At 67.2% G+C, this 18,339-nt stretch carries 19 protein-coding genes and 1 pseudogene; 8 read left to right on the top strand and 12 right to left on the bottom strand.

Annotated elements, in window-relative coordinates; genetic code table 11:
• Positions 1-125: 125 nt before the first annotated feature.
• Both BN976_RS34765 and BN976_RS15265 read right to left on the bottom strand, forming a co-directional pair.
• A pseudogene (locus tag BN976_RS34765) lies at positions 126-300 on the bottom strand (hypothetical protein); the annotation flags it as partial.
• A gap of 251 nt (positions 301-551) precedes the next feature.
• The gene (locus BN976_RS15265; RefSeq protein WP_036371708.1) at positions 552-1,289 is read right to left on the bottom strand and encodes a MerR family transcriptional regulator; all 738 of its coding nucleotides are present in this window, start codon (positions 1,287-1,289) and stop codon (positions 552-554) included.
• A 331-nt stretch (positions 1,290-1,620) separates the two neighbouring features.
• On the opposite strand from BN976_RS15265, the gene BN976_RS15260 reads away from it, so the two are divergent.
• The gene (locus BN976_RS15260) at positions 1,621-2,877 is read left to right on the top strand and encodes an MFS transporter (protein ID WP_036371707.1); all 1,257 of its coding nucleotides are present in this window, start codon (positions 1,621-1,623) and stop codon (positions 2,875-2,877) included.
• Here BN976_RS15260 and BN976_RS15255 read toward each other — a convergent pair.
• Complete coding sequence (locus tag BN976_RS15255; protein ID WP_011781283.1) at positions 2,874-4,121, bottom strand: low temperature requirement protein A; 1,248 nt, start codon at positions 4,119-4,121, stop codon at positions 2,874-2,876. The two genes, BN976_RS15260 and BN976_RS15255, sit on opposite strands and share 4 nt — an antisense overlap.
• A gap of 99 nt (positions 4,122-4,220) precedes the next feature.
• Here BN976_RS15255 and BN976_RS15250 point away from each other — a divergent pair, with 99 nt between their 5' ends.
• The gene (locus BN976_RS15250; RefSeq protein ID WP_036371703.1) at positions 4,221-4,937 is read left to right on the top strand and encodes an IspD/TarI family cytidylyltransferase; all 717 of its coding nucleotides are present in this window, start codon (positions 4,221-4,223) and stop codon (positions 4,935-4,937) included.
• Here the strand turns inward: BN976_RS15250 and BN976_RS15245 are convergent.
• The 6 genes from BN976_RS15245 to BN976_RS15220 form a co-directional block, all read right to left on the bottom strand.
• Complete coding sequence (locus BN976_RS15245; RefSeq protein WP_036371700.1) at positions 4,921-5,580, bottom strand: IspD/TarI family cytidylyltransferase; 660 nt, start codon at positions 5,578-5,580, stop codon at positions 4,921-4,923. The two genes, BN976_RS15250 and BN976_RS15245, sit on opposite strands and share 17 nt — an antisense overlap.
• Positions 5,581-5,600: 20 nt before the next feature.
• Positions 5,601-6,284 carry a hypothetical protein gene (locus BN976_RS15240; RefSeq protein ID WP_011781286.1) on the bottom strand — a complete coding sequence of 228 codons (684 nt, stop codon included), beginning with the start codon at positions 6,282-6,284 and terminating at the stop codon, positions 5,601-5,603.
• Positions 6,281-7,174, bottom strand: coding sequence for an Rv1363c family protein (locus BN976_RS15235; RefSeq protein ID WP_036371698.1), 894 nt, complete (start codon positions 7,172-7,174; stop codon positions 6,281-6,283). The genes BN976_RS15240 and BN976_RS15235 overlap by 4 nt, the downstream gene beginning before the upstream one ends.
• A 152-nt stretch (positions 7,175-7,326) precedes the next feature.
• Complete coding sequence (locus tag BN976_RS15230) at positions 7,327-8,799, bottom strand: FadD3 family acyl-CoA ligase (RefSeq protein WP_036371695.1); 1,473 nt, start codon at positions 8,797-8,799, stop codon at positions 7,327-7,329.
• A complete protein-coding gene (locus BN976_RS15225; RefSeq protein WP_011781289.1) occupies positions 8,796-9,986 on the bottom strand; it encodes an amidohydrolase family protein in 1,191 nt (396 codons plus the stop codon). The genes BN976_RS15230 and BN976_RS15225 overlap by 4 nt, the downstream gene beginning before the upstream one ends.
• A 35-nt stretch (positions 9,987-10,021) precedes the next feature.
• Positions 10,022-11,620, bottom strand: a complete 1,599-nt coding sequence (locus BN976_RS15220) for an AMP-binding protein (RefSeq protein WP_036371693.1) — start codon at positions 11,618-11,620, stop codon at positions 10,022-10,024.
• 92 nt (positions 11,621-11,712) lie between these two features.
• On the opposite strand from BN976_RS15220, the gene BN976_RS15215 reads away from it, so the two are divergent.
• Positions 11,713-12,429, top strand: a complete 717-nt coding sequence (locus BN976_RS15215) for an enoyl-CoA hydratase/isomerase family protein (protein ID WP_036371689.1) — start codon at positions 11,713-11,715, stop codon at positions 12,427-12,429.
• Positions 12,430-12,432: 3 nt separating this feature from the next.
• Here the strand turns inward: BN976_RS15215 and BN976_RS15210 are convergent, their stop codons facing one another.
• A complete protein-coding gene (locus tag BN976_RS15210) occupies positions 12,433-12,960 on the bottom strand; it encodes a VOC family protein (protein ID WP_036371688.1) in 528 nt (175 codons plus the stop codon).
• An 84-nt stretch (positions 12,961-13,044) separates the two neighbouring features.
• Here BN976_RS15210 and BN976_RS15205 point away from each other — a divergent pair, with 84 nt between their 5' ends.
• Together BN976_RS15205 and BN976_RS15200 are read left to right on the top strand one after the other, a co-directional pair.
• Positions 13,045-13,485 (top strand): Zn-ribbon domain-containing OB-fold protein, encoded by a 441-nt coding sequence (locus tag BN976_RS15205; protein WP_011781293.1) that lies wholly within the window; start codon positions 13,045-13,047, stop codon positions 13,483-13,485.
• A gap of 10 nt (positions 13,486-13,495) precedes the next feature.
• Entirely contained in the window at positions 13,496-14,662 is a 1,167-nt protein-coding gene (locus tag BN976_RS15200) for a thiolase family protein (RefSeq protein WP_011781294.1), read from the top strand.
• Between the two features lie 52 nt (positions 14,663-14,714).
• Here BN976_RS15200 and BN976_RS15195 read toward each other — a convergent pair whose 3' ends face one another.
• Positions 14,715-15,323 (bottom strand): TetR/AcrR family transcriptional regulator, encoded by a 609-nt coding sequence (locus BN976_RS15195; RefSeq protein WP_011781295.1) that lies wholly within the window; start codon positions 15,321-15,323, stop codon positions 14,715-14,717.
• Between the two features lie 184 nt (positions 15,324-15,507).
• Here BN976_RS15195 and BN976_RS15190 point away from each other — a divergent pair, with 184 nt between their 5' ends.
• Complete coding sequence (locus BN976_RS15190; RefSeq protein WP_011781296.1) at positions 15,508-16,797, top strand: cytochrome P450; 1,290 nt, start codon at positions 15,508-15,510, stop codon at positions 16,795-16,797.
• A gap of 52 nt (positions 16,798-16,849) precedes the next feature.
• Positions 16,850-17,290 carry an Rv2576c family protein gene (locus tag BN976_RS15185; RefSeq protein WP_011781297.1) on the top strand — a complete coding sequence of 147 codons (441 nt, stop codon included), beginning with the start codon at positions 16,850-16,852 and terminating at the stop codon, positions 17,288-17,290.
• A gap of 10 nt (positions 17,291-17,300) precedes the next feature.
• Here BN976_RS15185 and BN976_RS15180 read toward each other — a convergent pair whose 3' ends face one another.
• Positions 17,301-17,729: a hypothetical protein gene (locus BN976_RS15180; protein ID WP_011781298.1), complete on the bottom strand. Its 429-nt coding sequence runs from the start codon at positions 17,727-17,729 to the stop codon at positions 17,301-17,303.
• A gap of 77 nt (positions 17,730-17,806) precedes the next feature.
• Between BN976_RS15180 and BN976_RS15175 the strand changes: the two genes are divergently transcribed.
• The gene (locus BN976_RS15175) at positions 17,807-18,331 is read left to right on the top strand and encodes an Rv2253/PknI dimerization domain-containing protein (RefSeq protein ID WP_011781299.1); all 525 of its coding nucleotides are present in this window, start codon (positions 17,807-17,809) and stop codon (positions 18,329-18,331) included.
• The last annotated feature ends 8 nt before the right edge of the window (positions 18,332-18,339 follow it).

The following is an 18,339-nucleotide window of genomic DNA, read 5'->3' as shown; positions in this document are numbered from 1 at the left end:
TCGCAACCCGGACACCCCCCATGCGGGCAGAGACGACAAGATCGTCAATTGTGTCCGGTCTTCGCTTCGCTTGCCGGATACAAGTTTGCTGCAAAACCTTACCGATGAGTAAGTCTGAGTCCCGCTCAGTCCCACTGGCCGAAGCCGGGCTTCAGAATGTGGTCGACATCGACTCCAAGCCCGGCCACTTGCGCCTGTCGATCTCCACTGGTGCAGGTGGGCGTCGCCGATGCCCGAGCACACGCTCCCACCCACGCAGGTAGGCGCCACCTGACGCTTGTACTGCTCGAACGTCGGGTGCCCGCCGCATCGTCGAGCAGGATGCCGAGCGGCGCCGCAGAAGCCTTCGCAGCGAGGGCGCTCGGCCCTGCGCCGCTCGACAGCGCACCCAACCCGAGGACGGCCGGGGTAGCTGCAGCGGCGCATCTGAGAACGGAGCGCCGTGGCATCAGGGGGCGCGTGACACGAGCCACAGGGTGCGACAACAACATCAATTTTCACGGCAGCATCGATTTTCACGATCCTGCCAGTGGTCACGACTGCATCAGGAATCACGCGCCGCGCTTCGGCTCCCATGCCCCGCTCAGCAGGATCCCAGCGGTGTAGCCGGACGCCGAGGCCACCATGCGGCGACGCGTCGCCTGGTCGAAGCGCGCCACCATCACCTTCTCCCCCAGCGCGCGGTAGTCCTGGACCACCTGCCGGATCTCGTCCACCTCATCCGGCCGTGGGAGGTAGTCGGCCCCGACACGGGCGTGGTAGAGCTCCCCGAGACTGGTGACGAACGCCTCCGCGAGATCGTCGACGGAATCCTCGGCGGCCTCCACGAACCGCAGCAACGCGCGTACGTACAACAACTGGTCGGGAGAGCGCGCCAGGATGTCCGCGGCAGCACAGTCGATCATCAGGACCTCGCCGTCGACCACCTCGGCCATCCCGAACGCAACGAGCTTGCGCGCCTCTTCGCTCTTGGCGTCGATCTTGACGGCGGTGTTCCTGTTCCGCGGCTCGGGGGTCTGGCCCAGCACCGCACGCTGCAGGCCGAGGATGTCGGCGAGGTCGGTGCCCTGCCGCATGCTGGCGAAGAACTCGGCGATGTGCGCCGAGTTGTAGCCCTTGCGCAGCAGCTGGCTGATGGTGTTCAGCTGGGACAGGTGGTAGTCGTCATACAGCGCCGACCGGCCGACCCGTCGCGGCGGGTCCAGCAGTCCGCGTTCCCGGTAGGCCCGGATGTCCCTGGCGCTGATGCCGGACTCGCGGGCCAGATCCTCCAGCCGGTACTCAGCCACGCCAGGCCCCCACACGTAACAGGTGGCGGGCCAATCCATGGCCGACATGGTGCATCTCACCACTTTACCCGTGTATCGGCACCACGAGCGAAGGAAATGAGTGTACCGACGTACCGCACTATGTGCCACCTAACCGTCAGCTACCAGCACTTTTACGATTGCCCGGTCGAGATTTGCGCATCGGTGTGCAGATGTAGCCAACTTCGAACCGGCGACCGGCACCGCTTGTGCCGCGATATCGATTGGCCTCGACGGTCGCCGGTGCGGGAGAATGGACCCGCCCAATCGAGTAGGACATTAAGACAAACCGGGCAGGTTGAGAGGTATCGGCGTGCGTCCCTGGATCGTCTGGGCGACCGGGCTGCTCGCGTACATCGTCGCCGTTCTCGACCGGACCACGCTCGGGGTGTCTGGGCTGGCCGCCGCCGACCGCTTCGGCGCGGGCCCCAGCCTGCTGTCGACGTTCGTGGTGCTGCAGGTCGTGGTCTACGCCGGAGCCCAGGTGCCGGCCGGCCTGCTGCTCGACCGGTACGGCTCCCGTGCGCTGATCGCGTCGGGCGCGGCACTGATGGCGTCCGGACAGCTGGGCCTGGCTTTCACCGAGTCGCTACCGGCGGCGATCGCGGCGCGGGCTGTGGTTGGCCTGGGCGACGCCGTGACGTTCATCTCCGTGCTGCGCCTCGTCCCCCACTGGTTCGCTCCGCGCCAGATCCCGGTGGTGACCCAGCTGACGGGCATCTGTGGTCAGCTCGGACAGGTCCTGTCCGCGATACCGTTCCTGGCGCTGCTCTCGGCATCGGGCTGGTCGGTCGCCTACGCGTCGGCCGCCGCGCTCGGCGTCCTGTCGATCGTGCTCACCTTGGCCATCGTCCGGAACACGCCGGACGGTTCAGCGGCGACGTCGGAGACCATGTCCGTCCGCGAGACCCTGACCAGTGTCAAGACCGTGTGGCTGCGTCCGGGCACCCGGCTGGGGTTCTTCACCCACATGGGCACCCAGTTCTCGATCACCGTGTTCGCGCTGATGTGGGGGCTGCCCTATCTGACGGAGGCGCAGGGTCTCTCGGCCGGGGTGGCCGGCGCGTTGCTGAGCCTGTCGGTCGTCTCCGCGATCGGGTGCGGCGTGCTGATCGGAATCCTGACGGGGCGTTACCCGCACCGCCGTTCACGCATGGTGCTGGCCATCATCACCAGCAACGCGGTGGTCTGGACCGTGGTGCTGGCCCTGCCCGGTCCGGCCCCGCTGTGGCTGCTCATCGTGCTGATCGTCATCATCTCGGTGGGCGGTCCGGGTTCGATGGTCGGGTTCGACTTCGCCAGGACGTTCAATCCCCGGGCCACGCTGGGCACCGCGCAGGGCATGGTCAACATGGGCGGGTTCATCGCGTCGCTGCTGCTGATGCAGGCGATGGGGATGGTCATGCAGGCCATGGGAGGCATCTCGTTCGAGTCGTTCCGGTCGGCCTGGATGGTTCAGTACGTGGTGTGGGCGCTTGCCGTGGTAGGCATCCTGATCACCCGACGCAAGGCCCGCCGGCTGCTGCGGGACGGGAACGACAGGATCCTGCTCGAGGGCGTCAATCCCTAGTCCAGACCCTGGGTCCTGGCCGTCGCCACGACATGCCGGTGCCCGACCAACTCGTGGCCGACGACGGACACCACGGGGGCCAATGTCACCACCAGCAGGCAGTTCGCCATCGAGATCCCGCCGGCGGCCAGCACCACCGCCAGGCCGAGCACGGCAGCGCTCAGCACGACCGTGACGACGTGGAACAGCGCCACGGTCCGCGCCATCACTGCGTACAGGACGTAGACCGTCACGATGTAGACACCCACGGGGATGACCACCGTCAGCACGGTGGCGACCGAGGACAGCGCGGAATGGTGCTCGATGTAGTAGGCCGCCGCGTGCAATCCGGCGCCGGTGCCCACGATCGAGGCGAACACCACGATGTGCACGTAGCCGAACCAGAAGGAGCGTTCTCGCCGTAGGTGCAGGATGTCAGCCTGCGGTAGCACGTAGTAGATCCACCACATTCCGAACGTCAACCCGGTTCCCGCGACGGCGACGAACACCGCCTCGACCGACCAGCCCTGCGCGCCGACAACCGCCGTCAGGGACGCAACCGTGCCGACGACCCCTTCCCCGAGGGCGATGATCGTGAACAGGCCATACCGTTCGACGATGTGATGGGCATGCCAGGGTGTTCCCCCCTGACGCCATTCGGCCACCACCGGCCCGGTCACCTCGACGAGAACCAGAGACACCACGATCGCCGCGGTCACCGGCACCGAGGTGGGGACGAAAATCGCCACCACCCAGCCGATCTGGGCGATCGTGATCCACAGCGCGTAGGTCAGGCAGGCCCTTCGGCGCAGCGGGTCCTGCCGGGCGGCGCGCAGCCACTGGGCGACCATCGCGACCCGCATCACCACGTACCCGGCGACGACAACCGCGTTGTCGACGTGCCCGCCGTGTTCGATCGACGAGTACATCTGGGGCAGTCCGAGCGCCAGGACGATGACACCGACCATCTGCAGCATCGTCGTCAGCCGGTAGGGCCAGTCGTCGGTGTCGTAGGCCGACGCGAACCAGCTGAAGTTGATCCACGCCCAGCACACCGCGAACATCGCGAAGAAGAAACCGGCCAGGCCCGCCGCGACGTGCCCGGCCGCGAGCAGATGGGCGAACTCCGAGGCCGCGATGCCGAAAGCGATCACGAACGTCAGGTCGAACAGCAGCTCCAGCGGGGTGGCGACCCGCCCCTGCTCGTGCGGGTCCCGCCCTGACATCGGCCGGATCCGGTGCAGCCGGCCGGTCGATACGTGCATTTGCTCGCTCACGGGGCCTCCTTCTCGAACGTCGGGCAGAGCGTAGCGGCGGCATGGTCCTCGACCGCGCCTGCCGGCGCGTCGCGATAAGGTTCGCCCATGGATGCGGTCGGTGTGGTGTTGGCCGCAGGACTGGGCACCCGGGTCGGCGCGGACGGGAACAAGGCCTACCTGCCTCTGGCCGGACGCAGCATGCTGGCCTGGTCGCTGGACACGTTGACCCGGCTGCCCGACATCGCGCGCACGATCCTGGTGTACCGGCGAGGCGAGGCGACGCTCGCGCGCGACACCGTGCAGAGCGAACTCGACAGTGACGCGGTGGAATTCGTCGAAGGCGGCGACACCAGGCATGGGTCGGAGACCAATGTGCTGCGATATCTGGCCGACGACATCGAGTCCGGCGCCGTCGACGTGGTGGCCATCCACGACGCCGCCCGACCACTGGCCGGACCCGACATGTTCGTCGAGGCGATCACCTTGGCCCGCCGGTTCGGAGGAGCCCTGCCGGCTCTGCCGATCCGCGACCTGGCGCGGCAGGGCGCCGAGGGACTGGAATGCATCGCCGACCCGTCGACACTGGTCCGGGTTCAGACGCCGCAGGCGTTCCGCGCGCGGGACCTGCTGCACGCCTACCTGCGCGCCGAGCGGGACGGGTTCGAAGGCACCGACACCTCGTCGTGCATCGAGCGGTACACCGACCTCGAGGTGCGGACGTTTCCCGGCCGCGCCGCCAACCTCAAGGTCACCTACGCCCGGGATGCCGCTGTCGCGCAACACCTTCTGGCCCAAGCGGGTGGACCTACCGCCCTGCGATGACCGCGGCCAGAAACGCGGAATCCGCGGGCAGATCGAAGCTCATGGTGTCGGTGTCACCCTCCACGAGGGTCAGTGGTGTTCCGACCGACAGTGCGGCACCGAGTTCGTCGAAGTCTGCGGCACCGTCGGCAAGGAGTCGCTCCAACACTGCGGCGTCGAACCCGCGTGGGAACTGCACGGTGCGCAGCGGCGAGCGGTCCAGCGTCGCCGTCACCGCGCCGCGTGCGTCCACCGCTTTGACACTGTCGGTGACGGGCCGGATCGGCAGCACCGCGTCCGCGCCGCCGTGCACCGCCGACAGCACGGCATCGAGCGTCGCGTCCGCGATGAGCGGCCAGGTCAGGTCGTGCAGCAGCACAGGACCGTCACCGTCGCCCAGTGCGGCCAACCCGGCGGCGATGCAGTCCGCCCGCGCACCCGGTGACCGGGCGCCCACTGTGCGGACCGCCGGGAGTGCTTGTGCCGCCAGGGTTTCGCGGACTTCATCGGTCAGCGACTGCGCCGCGGCCACCACGACGTCACCGACGGCGGCCAGCGCCCGCACGATCCGCACGAGCGGCGACTCGCCGGCCACCGGGGCGAACACCGCTTCGCGGCGCTGGACGTAGCTTTCGGGCACGGGCAGGATCGCCGTCACAGTCACGGCGTTCGAGGCTATACCGGTCAGACGGGATCGAACGACTCGATGAGCCAGTTGCCGTCGATCTTCTTCAGGCCCACCTTGACGCTGCTCGCGGCGAAGGCCCCGTCCGGGTTCTCCTTGCTGGTGGTGGTCTGGTTGATGAACACCAGCACCTCGGCGCTTTCCGGCTGAATGTCCGCGACTGCGGCGCGGACCACCGAGGCCGCGGTCTTGACCGACTTCTCCTTGGCCGCGGGCGTGACGATCTGTTCGGTGAATTGGGTGTAGTACGACAGGAATTCGCCCGTCAGCTTCGCCTTGGCGTTGGCGAAGTCCTGGTCGAGGGATTCCGGCGAGTATGAGAGCAACGCGACGGTCCCGGTCCTGGCGGCGTCGAGAGCAACCTGCGCGGCGGCGGGATCGGTCTGCTGATCGGGGCGGTAGTCGTTGAGGTACAGCCAGCCGGCCATGCCCGCGGACGCCAGCAGCGCGACGGCCAGCAGGATCGCGGTGACCAGGCCGCGCACCGGACGCCGCGTGGGCGGCTTCGTGGTGGCCGCGCCGCTGTCGGCTTCGGCCTTGTCGTCGTCACCGGGTTCGCGCCCGGCGGCGGCCTCGTCGACGTCGTCGGCCTCATCGGTCGAATCGACGTCGGCGATCACGTCGCCTTCGACGAGTGCGGCGTCTGTCTCGGCCGCGTCTTCGGTGCGATTCTCGTCGGTCACGGCACGAACTCGACTTTCGCCATCTTGATCTGCCCGTCTTCACGCTTCAGGCTCACGCTGAGCCGCCAGGTCCGCGGCTCCTGATTGGCCCCGGCGGTGTTGGTCACCCGCGACGAGGCCGCGACCAGCACCTCTGCCGAATCGTCGGACATCGATTCCACGGCGGTGGAGTTGACGCTCACCTCCGTGACGACCTTGGAGTCCTGGGCGACCTTGACGAAATCGGCCGCCTGGGACTCGAAGTCGGTCTTGAACTGGCCGGTGGAGTTGTCGATGATGCGCTGGACGTCCTCCTCCGCCTTGTTGAAGTCCAACGACATCAGCGTGACGACGCTCTGCCGGGCGGCGGCGGCGTACTCGGCGTTCTGCTGGCGCAGCTTCTCGGCCCCGCGGTGGGTCCAGACCATGTAGCCGCTCGCGCCGAGCAGTGCCACCGTGGCCAGGGCGACGACGGTCGCCACCGCCGCCTTCCACCCCGGGCGCGGAATTCGCCGCCGTCGCGACGGGGCGGCGCCACCGTCCGCAGGCGCGCTGTCGGCGGTCTCGTCGGTCTCGGCGGTCTCGATGTCGACGACCTCGGGCTCGGCGTCGGCCGATCCGGTGACGGCGTCATCGTCGCCGTCCACGTCCGCATCTCCGACGGTCGCCGAATCCTCGCCGACCTCCGGTTTGGCGGCGACGTCGGCGGCGAGAGCCTGCCGGCGCAGCCGGGCGGCGCGGGCCCGGGCCTTGGCCGCGGCCGCCATCGCCTCGGCCTCAGCGGCCTCTGCTTCCGCTTCCTCGGCGAGCGCGCGGGCCTGGTCAGCCTCCGTCACGCTCTCAGGTTCCACGGTCGACTCTTCGACGCGATCGGCGTCGATCACCGCATCGCGGCGCCTGAAAGACGGCACACCGACCTCCTTGTCTGCAGCGTCGTGTGAACGATAGTCACTATGAGAATGTCATTCTTCTTTTTTGAGTATCGCTGCGACGATACCCCTGTCCCGCAGGTCGGGACAAAAGTCCTGTCTGCGGAAATGCCGTTTACGCGCTGTGCGTACGCTCAGCTCTGACGGTTCTGCAGCCGGTCTTTCATCACCTTGCCGGTGGCGTTCAACGGCAACTCGTCGAGGAACTCTACATACCGCGGCACCTTGAAGCCTGCCATTCGGTCCCGACACCACGCGATCAGGCCCTCGGCGGTCAGTGCGGCACCGGAACCGTCGGCCGGCGTCTTGGCCACCACGAACGCCTTGCCGACCTGCCCCAGACGCTCGTCCGGCACCCCGATCACCGCGGCCTGCGCGACGGCCCGGTGCTCCAGCAGGAAGCCCTCGATCTCGGCCGGGTAGGCGTTGAACCCGCCCACGATGAACATGTCCTTCTTGCGGCCCACGATCCGGAGCCGGCCCGCATCGTCGACCGTGCCGAGGTCTCCGGTGTGCAGCCAGCCGTCGGGGTCGATCGTCTCGGCGGTGGCCACCGGGTCGTCGAGGTAACCCTGCATCACCGTGTAGCCGCGAACCAGCACCTCACCGTCGTCCGCGATGCGCATCTCCACGCCGTCGCAGGCCACGCCCGCGGTGGTGGCGATGTCGGTGAACGAGTCACCCGGGCGTGACAAGGTCACCGTGCCCGCCTCGGTGAGCCCGTAGCCGGTCGCCAACGTCTGGAACGGCAGCTCTTCGTGAACGCGCCGCACCAACTCGACCGGGATGTCGGCGGCGCCCGTCACGCCGGCGCGCAGGGTGGCCAGCTTCGACTTGTCCGTGACGTTCAGCAGCGAGTGATACAACGTCGGCGGACCCGGCAACATCGTGATCCGTTCCGCTGCAATGAGTTCCACCACGCGATCGACGTCGAACACCGACACCGGCAGCATCGTGGCACCACGGATGAAGGAGGCGATGAGCCCGGCCTTGTACCCGAATGTGTGGAAGTAGGGGTTGACCATGAGGTAGCGGTCACCCTGGCGGAGGTCGGCCAGGTCGCACCACTCCTGGTACAACCGCAGGTTCTGGCTGTGGTTCATCATCACCCCCTTGGGGCGCCCGGTGGTGCCGGAGGTGAAGATGATGTCCGAGACGTCGGTGCCCTGCACAGGGCGGCTGAAAGGCGTTCCAGAGGAAAGGAAATCAGATTTCAGATCGATGACGGGAACACCACCGGGTGCGGTGTAGTCCACGCCGAGGAAGCCCTGCTGCACCAGCACGGCCTTCGCGCCACTGCGGGCGATGATGTCGGCCGCCTCGTCGGCCTTGAAACGGGTGTTGACCGGCACGAGCACACCGCCGGCCGTCAGCAGCCCGAACGCTGCGATGATCCACTCGGCGCTGTTCGGCGCCCAGATGGCGGCGCGGTCGCCCTTTTCGATCCCGAGCTCAGCGAAAGCCCCTGCAGCGCAGCTGATCCGCTCGACGAGTTCGGTGAATGACAAGCGCAGCGGACCGTCGACGACAGCTTCCGCGTCGCCGAACCGGTCCGCCGCGCTGGCGACCATCTCGGGGATGGTCTGCCATCGGCTCTGGAACGTCACGTGGTGACGAGGCGTCCCAGGTTGCCACCCATGATCTTGGCCTGATCTTCGACGGAGAGGTGTTCGAGTGCGGTGACGTAGTGCGTCGGTTCCGCCAGACCCTCCGGGTGCGGCCAGTCAGAGCCGTAGAGCACCTGGTCCACGCCGATCAGGTTGATCAGGTCGTCGATGCCCTCCTCGTAGAAGGGGCTGACGTAGATGCGGTTCTTGATCTCCTCGATCGGATTGCCCAGGAAGGCCTCCGGGGCTTTCTTGTACACCTCGGCCATCGAGTCCAGCAGCGGGAACATCCACTTCGACCCGGCCTCGACGATGCCGACCTTGAGCTTCGGGAAGCGGAACAGCGCACCGTGAATCACCCACGAGGCCACCGCATCCTGGATCGGACGCCACTCGTTGAGGATCGACATCGCATTGGTCTGGAACGGAAGCATCTCCTGCGCCGCACCGTCCCACTCCGAGGTGTAGCGCGAGTAACCGCTGTCGCTGGAGTGCATGCCGACGAAGATGTCGTGGTGCACGACGCGCTCCCAGAAGGGGTCGAACTCCGGCAGCGCGAACGAGCGGGGTCCGCGGAAGCCCGGCACCGGGGCGGGGCGGATCAGGATGGCGCGGGCGCCGCGCTTGACCGCCCACTCCAGCTCCTCGATCGCCTTCTCCACGATGGGCAGCGTGATCACCGGGGTGGTGAAAATTCGCCCCTGGTAGTTGAAGCCCCAAACCTCGTGCAGCCACTCGTTGAGCGCATGGATGATGACGTGGATGGCGACCGGATCGTCGGACAGCCGCTCCTCGATCAGGCTCGCCAGTGTCGGGAACATCAGCGAGCGCTGAATGCCCAACTCGTCCATCACCTTGATGCGTGGCTCGGGCTCGAAGAACGCCGGGATGGCCTTCATCGGCTCGCCGAACAGCTCACGCTTGCTCTTGCCGTCGGGGTTGCCGAACTTGAAGTACTCCTCCCACGCACCCGGCTTGGCGACCACCGAGAACGTCGGGTTCGGGATGTAGTTACTGATCTGGCCCTTGAGCGCGATCTTGGTACGTCCGTTGACCTCGACGTACTGGACGACGTCCTTGTACTCCTTGGGCAGGTACTTGGTCATCGCCTCTGGCGGCTCGTAAAGGTGGTTGTCCGCATCGAACAGCGGGAACGGGATATCCACCCGGTGCGACAGTTGTCCCATGAAAGACTCCTTTTCCTATCGAGAGAATCGTATTCTCATTTACGTCCGGTCGCAATGGCCGACAACTCGCCGGCAGCCAGCTGCTGCCGGATGACGAATTTCTGCACCTTGCCGCTCGCAGTCCGGGGGAAGTCCTGCCCCTCGGGGACCCGGTGCAGCTCCTCCGGCCACTTCTGCGTGGCCACGCCGGCCTGCTTGAAGTGCTCGCGGACGTCGCCGAGGGCCGGCATGGACTGCCCTTCCCGGATGCGCAGTACCGCAGCGGTGTGCTCGCCGAGGCGGGCGTCGGGAGCGGCGACCACGACGGCTTCGGCGACGGCGGGCATGGCCAGTAACACCTCCTCCACCTCGAGGGCACTGATGTTCTCTCCCCCGCGGATGATCACGTCGGCCTTGCGGTCGGTGATGGTGAGGTAGCCGTCGTCGTCGAGCACGCCGACGTCGCCGGTGCGGTACCAGCCGTCGTCGTCGAAGGCGCGAGCGGTCAACTCGTCGTCGGTGTACCCGAGGCACAGGTCAGGGCCCCTGCTGAAGATCTCGCCGTCCTCACCGAGCCTGATCTCGACCCCGGGACGCACGTTGCCGTCGGTGAAGAGCCGCTTGGCCTCGGGAGCATCCGGCCGCGAGCCGGTGATCGACGGGTGCTCGGTGCTGCCGTAGGAGCGGAACACGAACAACCCCAGATCGGTCAGCCGCTGCGTGACGGCCGCGGGCACCGTGGAGCCGCCGAGCCCGACGGTCTTGAAGCGACGCAGATGCTCCGGCCTGAAGTCGGGGTGGTCGAGCAGGCTGGTGACGAAGTACGGCGGTCCGCCCCCGATGGACAGCCCGTCGCTCTCGATCAGCTTCAACACCCGACCGGGATCCCAGACGTCGCACAGGTCGATCGGGGCGCCCTCCAGAACCGGGATCAGGAAGGCTCCGAGCATGCCGATGAAATGCCCGACCGGAGTGGCGGTCAGCTGGCGCCCCCGGTCCGGCGGGTAGTTCTCCAGCAGCTGACGCGTCTCGCAGCTCAGGGTCTGATGGCTGTGGATCACGCCCTTGGGGTCGCGGGTGGTTCCGGAGGTGAACGCGATCAGGGTGGGTGCGGCGGGGTCGGCCGCGACGGTACCGGCCATCGGCTCGTCGGCGAGCAGCTGCTCGAACGCGTGCTCATTGCCGGCGGCCGGGTGCGCCGCGCCGACCAGCCCGACGACTGCTACGTCGCCACACAGGTCGGGCTGGTACCGCATCCGGCCGAACTCCTCGGCGGTGACGAACACCCGCGGTTTCGCCGTGGCCATGATGTGGGCCAGTTCCCTACGACCGTAGAAGTGCACGATCGGTACGACGACCGCACCCAGGAATGCCGACGCCCAGAACGTGACGGCAGCTTCGCGCCAGTTCGGCAGCTGCATCGCCACCACGTCGCCGGGACCGACACCGCGCTCCCGCAGGCCGGCGGCCAGCCGCCGGGCGTCGCGTTCGACCTCGCCGAACGTGCCCCGGTACGGGCGTATCGACGAGTGGACGCAGAAGCCGGCCTCGGGACTGCCGGCCAGCCCCCGGGCCAGCATGTCGCCTAGGGTTTCCTGGGTCCAGTAACCCTCCCGCTGGTAGCGCTCGACGAGTTGTGCAGGAATCCTTCGCATGGCTGTGCGCCACCTTCCCGTCCGCGAGGAGATGCCAGGCGATGGTATTCTCCTCCTGCGAGAATGCCAATACCGTGAATGGAGAATGCCCGATGGTCGACCTCGAACTCGACGACGGTCTGGCGGTCATCACCATCGATCGACCCCATGCGCGCAACGCGATCTCGTTGGAGACCATGGAGCAGCTCGACAAGGCGCTCGACGGCGCCGAGGGCGCGGCCGCCCTGGCGCTGACGGGGGCCGGCGACAAGGCCTTCGTCTCCGGTGGCGACCTCAAGGAACTGAGTGCGCTGCGCACCGAGGAACAGGCCGCGGCGATGGCCTTCCGGATGAGGTCGATCTGCGATCGCATCGCCGGCTTTCCCGGCCCGGTACTGGCCGCGCTCAACGGCCACGCCCTCGGCGGCGGTGCGGAGTTCGCGGTGTCCGCCGACATCCGGGTGGCCGCCGACGACATCAAGATCGGGTTCAACCAGGTGGCGCTGGCGATCATGCCGGCCTGGGGCGGAGCCGAACGGCTGGTGAAGTTGGTCGGCTACAGCAGGGCCCTGCTCCTGGCGGGCACGGGACGGATCCTGGACGCCGCGGACGCCGAGCGTATCGGTCTCATCGATCAGGTCACTCCGCGCGCGTCGTTCGACGAGCAGTGGCGCCTCGTCGCCCGCTCGCTGGCCTCCGCGCCCGCCGGCGAGGTCAAGCGCGTCATGCGCGGCGTCCCGACCACCGAGGCCGTCGCCGCGTTCGCACGGCTGTGGGCCTCCGACGAACACTGGGCCGCAGCCGACAAGGTCATGAAGAAGGGCAAATAGCCTTCACGCACTCAGCTCCCGGACCGGGTCGCGGCCGTCCCACGCCGCGGCGGCCTCACGCAGGAACGTCGCCATCCCCTCGGTGGCGGCGCTGAGTTCCATGATCTCGATGACCGCCGCCGGGCCGTCGGGCGGTTCCACGTACGCGAACCTCGTGACCGCGCCGCCCGGCCCGCTCGCCCCGTTCCACACCACCGGCCAGCCCGCTTCGGCCACCGAACCCATGGTTCCCTCGAAATCGTCTGTCCAATAGGCCAACTGGTGAAAGCCCGGCCGACCGGAGTCGAGAAACTCGGTGAAGATGCTCGGGGTGTCGTCGTGTTGGTGGATCAACTCGACCTGCAGGTCGCCGCTGTTGGCCAGCGCCAGCGACAGGGTGACCGCGCACGGCTCGCCGCGGTAGGTCACCCGCTGCGGCATTTCGCGGATCACGTACCACGGGCCGACCCCCAGTGCGACCCAACTGTCCAGCGCACGGTCGAGATCGGTGACGACGTAGCCGATCTGACGGATGGGTCCGGGAAGGGTCACGTACGCACGTTAACAACATGCGGGGTGGCCGGCGTGGCTCTTCAGCGAACCTGTTCTCTCTGGACGAGAACGTCATTTCCGATTATGGTGAATTGCGTGTCGACCACGCAGCGCGCGCTCGCGCCCGAAATCTCCACCTGGCCCGCTGACGATCCACAACTGATCGGCAGCTCCTGCGGCACCTGCGGTGCCACCACGTTCCCTGTCCAGCAACGCTGCCCGAAATGCAGTGGCGGCGAAATGTCCGAGGTGCTGCTGCCGCGGCGCGGCACCCTGATCGCCTGGACGACGCAGGGCTTCCCGCCCGGTGCGCCGTACAAGGGGCCGACCGGTAAGGATTTCGTGCCGTTCGGAGTCGGCCTGGTGCAGCTGGATGACGTGATCCGGGTCGAGGGTCGGCTCACCGAGAATGACCCGGCGAAGCTGAAATTCGGTGAGCAGGTCGAACTGACCATGCTCCCGTTCACCACCGACGAGGACGGCACCGAGGTCGTCACCTTCGCATTCCGGCCAGTCGAGAACTGAGGCGCTGACAATGACCAACTCGTCTCCGAACGCCGCCGGCGAAGTCGCCATCATCGGCGTGGGTCTTCATCCGTTCGGCCGGTTCGACAAGACCGCGATGCAGATGGGCGCCGAGGCGATCCAGTCCGCGCTGACCGATGCCGGTGTCGAGTGGAAGGACATCCAGTTCGGCTTCGGCGGCAGCTACGAGGTGTCCAACCCCGACGCCGTCACCCGACTGGTCGGCCTGACCGGGATCACGTTCACCAACGTGTTCAACGCCTGCGCCACGGCGGCCTCGGCGATCCAGCAGACCGCCGACACCATCCGCCTCGGCAAGTACGACATCGGGATCGCCATCGGTCTGGACAAGCACCCGCGTGGCGCCTTCACCGACGATCCCGCCAAACTCGCGCTACCGCAGTGGTATGCCGAGAACGGACAGTTCGTCACGACGAAGTTCTTCGGCATGAAGGCCAACCACTACATCCACAAGCACAACATCTCCGAGGAGACGCTGGCGCGGGTGGCCAACAAGAACTTCCGCAACGGCGTGCTCAACCCGAACGCGTTCCGTCGCAAGGAGATCTCCGTCGAGGAGATCATGGCCTCGCCGGTGCTGAACTATCCGCTGCGGCAGTACATGTTCTGCGCTCCGGATGAGGGCGCCGCCGCTGTGATCATGTGCCGCGGCGACATCGCGCACAGGTTCACCGACAAGCCGGTGTTCGTGCGCGCCAGCGAGATTCGCACGCGAACCTTCGGCGCATACGAGGTGCACGCGACGTCGGCCCCGTTGGAAGAGGACCCCTCGCCCACCGTGTTCGCCGCGAAAGCCGCCTATGAGGCGGCCGGCATCGGACCCGAGGACGTCGACATCGCGCAACTGCAGGACACCGACGCAGGCGCCGAGGTTATTCACATGGCCGAGACCGGCCTGTGCGCCGACGGGGAGCAGGAGAAGCTTCTGGCCGACGGGGCGACCGAGATCCACGGCAGCATCCCCGTCAACACCGACGGCGGCCTCATCGCCAACGGCGAGCCCATCGGCGCGTCGGGACTGCGCCAGGTCCATGAGTTGGTTCGGCAGCTGCGCGGCCAGGCCGGTGACCGGCAGGTGCCGGGTCAGCCTCGCGTCGGGCTCGCTCAGGTCTACGGAGCCCCCGGCACGGCCTCGGCAACGATCCTGTCGCTGTAGCGATTTCGCGCAACACCGCGCCGATCGCGCGGTGGGCGGCGGCGCCGGCGCTTCAGGCGCGTTGATCGAGGGGCGGCAACGGGTCGCCCTCGAGGCGTCGTATCCACTCCTCGCAGAACGCGAAGGTCTCGGCATGGCCCGTGTCCATCCCGAGCGCTCTCTCCATCACCAGGGCCTGTGACACGCTCGTCGCGAACACCGTCCAGACGACAGGCGGCACGTCGGTGAAGTCCGTCCCGTAGCGCTGCAGCGCGTCGGCGATGGCCCGGTTCTGCTCCTGCCGGAAACGCTCTGCGTAATAGACGATCTCGGCCCGCAGGGCCTTGCGGTGGTTGGCCAGACCCATGAACTCCATCGTCAGCCGCGTCGCCTCGGGGGCCGTGCTGAACCGCCACAGCGCCCACAACGGTTGCGGAGACGCAAGAGCGGTGGAAAGCACCGCCAGCCCTTCCTCGGCCCTACGGTGGAAGACCGCGAGGAAGAGATCCTCCATGGTGCGGAAGTAGTAGTGCACCAGTTGCGGTTTCAGGCCCGCCCGGTCGGCGACGCGACGGGACGTCACCGCCGCGTAGCCCTCCTCGATGAGCAGTTGCTCTGCGGCGTCGAGCAGTACCACGCGATTCTTCGCGTCCGGCGCCCCGATCCGTCGTGGCGATGTCATGCCAGCTCCCACTCCTCCGTCGCGATGCCCACACAGCGTGACACCGCCGGCCCGCATCGGCGCGCATATTCCGACAGGCCCGTGCCGCGCGCCGATCTTGACCCTAACTCTCGCATCATGCTAAGCAGGTGCTCAGCAATTTCACCAAGACGGACATACACCCCAGCCCCGGGAGGCTTCGGACATGAGCGACTTCGACACGATCGACTACTTCACCGATCCCTCCCTGGTCCCCGACCCCCACCCCTATTTCGACCACCTGCGCAGCAAATGCCCGGTCGTGAGGGAACCGCACTACGGGGTGCTGGCGGTCACCGGCTACGAGGAAGCCGCCACCGTCCTGAAGGACAGCGACACGTTCTCCTCGTGTATCGCCGTGGCAGGTCCGTTCCCTCCCCTGCCCTTCACCCCAGAAGGCGATGACATCACCGGCCAGATCGCGGCACACCGGTCGCAGATGCCCATGTTCGAGCACATGGTGACGATGGATCCGCCGGACCACACCAATGCCCGCTCCCTGCTGAACCGGCTGCTGACACCCAGCCGGCTCAAGGAGAACGAGGACTTCATGTGGCGTCTGGCCGACGAGGTGTTGGACGACATCATCAGCAGGGACCCTGTCGGGCGCTGCGAGTTCCTCAGCGCGTACGCCAAACCGTTCTCGCTGCTGGTGATCGCCGACATGCTCGGGGTGCCGGAGGCCGACCACGAGGAGTTCCGCACCGTCCTGGGCGCACCGCGTCCCGGCGCCAACGTCGGCTCGCTCGATCACAGCGACCTTGTCGGAGCCAATCCTCTCGAATGGCTCGACGAGAAGTTCATCGGTTATCTCGAGGACCGCCGCAAAGAGCCCCGCGACGACGTGCTCACAGCGCTGGCGACGGCCAAGTACCCGGACGGGTCGACCCCGCCGGTCATCGAGGTGGTCCGCTCGGCGACGTTCCTGTTCGCCGCCGGGCAGGAGACCACCACCAAGCTGCTCTCCGCCTCCCTGCGGGTGCTCGGCGACCATCCCGACATCCAGGAGCGGTTGCGCCGCGACCGCAGCCGCATCCCGATCTTCGTGGAGGAGGCACTGCGGATGGACGCACCGGTCAAGAGCCAGTTCCGGCTCGCGAAGAAGAACACCAGGGTCGGCGACATGGATGTCCCCGCGGGCACCACGATGATGGTGTGTCCCGGTGCGGTCAACCGCGATCCCAGCCGGTTCGAGCATCCCCATGAGTTCGACCTCGACCGCAAGAACGTCCGCGAACACATCGCGTTCGGCCGCGGCGTGCACTCGTGCCCGGGCGGACCGCTCGCCCGCGTGGAGGGCCGGGTGTCCATCGAGCGCATCCTGGACCGGATGGGCGACATCGCGATCGACGAGGAACTGCACGGACCGCCCGGGGCGCGCCGCTACAACTACGAGCCCACGTTCATCCTGCGCGGGCTGACCGATCTCAACATCACGTTCACCCCGGTTCGATAGGGAGCGCGGTGATTCCGCCCCGGCGGCGGAATCACCGTTCTAGAATCCGAAAATGGTGTTCTACAAGACGCTTCCGGTCGTCGCTGCCCTGGTCGCGGGAACGTTCGCGGCAAGCACCGTCGTCGCGGGCGGCACGGCGGCGGCCCAGCCACCTCTCCATCGCGTGCAGTACACGGTGGGCGCCAGCCAGGACATCGCAAACGCCGAGATCTACTGGCGTCAGGTCGATCCGCCGGACTGGGGCGCCTACAGCCACAATCCGTACGAGTTCACGCCGAATGTGGAAGCCAACCTCGGGCCGAACCAGGCCTGGGTGCACGAGACCTGGCTGGCCGATCCCAACCAGTGGGCCATGGTCGTGGTCGGCCTGCCCGCACAATCCACACCGCCGCTGGCCGAACCCGGCTTCGTCTGCGAACTGAAGGTGGATGACGTCGTCGTCGCGACCGACGCGGGCACCAAGGGCGCACTTTGCTCGATGCGCCCCTGGTAACACTGCGTGGCTACTGCGGCGGAGGGTTGCCGCCGCCGACGGACGCGTCGCCGCGCTCCCAGTAGGACCGGTTGTCCTTCGCGATACAGGTGAGGAAGAGCCCGTCCGGCGCCTGCGCCACCTGCCCGTCGAGCGCCGGGCACAGGTCACCCTGGTTCTTGACGCCGTGCATCTCCGGCGCCCGGAACCAGCGGGGTTCGTAGCGCCGTGGGGAACCGCAGAACACCAGCCGGCCCCAATCCGTCACGCCGAACACGTAATACGTGGTGTTGGCGCAGTAGGAACCCAGCACCACGTTAGGCTGGATTCCGGGTGTGCAGTTCGGATAGTTGCACTCCCCGCCCGGCGGGGGCGGGGGCGGCTGGGCTGAAACGGGCGGTGCAGTCATCAGCACTGCGGGGGCCGCAAGGGCAGCGAGCACTGAGACGAGGGATCGCATCCACCCATTTTCCCATGCGGCGGAACGAAATTCTCACTTTTGAAGAGCTTCCCTCTGGGCACAGTTAGGCTGAGAGGATGCGCGCAACACGTCTGGTAAGTGGCCTCGCCGCAACGGCAATCGCTGTGCTGGGAAGCCTGAGCATCGCACCGGTCGCACAGGCGGATGACTCAGACTGGGGCGTCGACATCAGCGGAACCTGGCGCGTGTTCTCCGACGGCCAGTGGGCACGGACGAACCAGGTGAAGATCGAACAGCAGTCGGTGCTCGAGACATGGACGGTCAACGTGTCCTGTGTCAGCCCGATCGAGTGCTCAGGCGAGGTGAAGAGCTCGCTCGGGTGGACCGGTACCGCCAGGCTCGACGACTTCTGGTTCGTCGAGCACGTCGTCCCGAACTGGATGCCTTGTCCCAATGGCACTTTCGCCACCGGCTACCAGAAATTCCTGCTCTGGGGAGTCGATCCCCCCACCCAACACCGGATCAGGAGAAACATGTCCATCATGGCCGGCCGCAACATCACCAAGAGCGACAGCGGCGCGTGTGGCGTGAACCTGTCGAAGGTGATCGAGCTGCCGGTGCGGATGGAGAAGATCTCCTAGCTCGACCA

Origin of the sequence: Mycolicibacterium austroafricanum (genome assembly GCF_000612725.1) — a bacterium.
In the GTDB taxonomy this organism is placed as follows: Bacteria; Actinomycetota; Actinomycetes; order Mycobacteriales; family Mycobacteriaceae; genus Mycobacterium; species Mycobacterium austroafricanum.
This window is presented reverse-complemented; position numbering and strand designations above follow the sequence as displayed.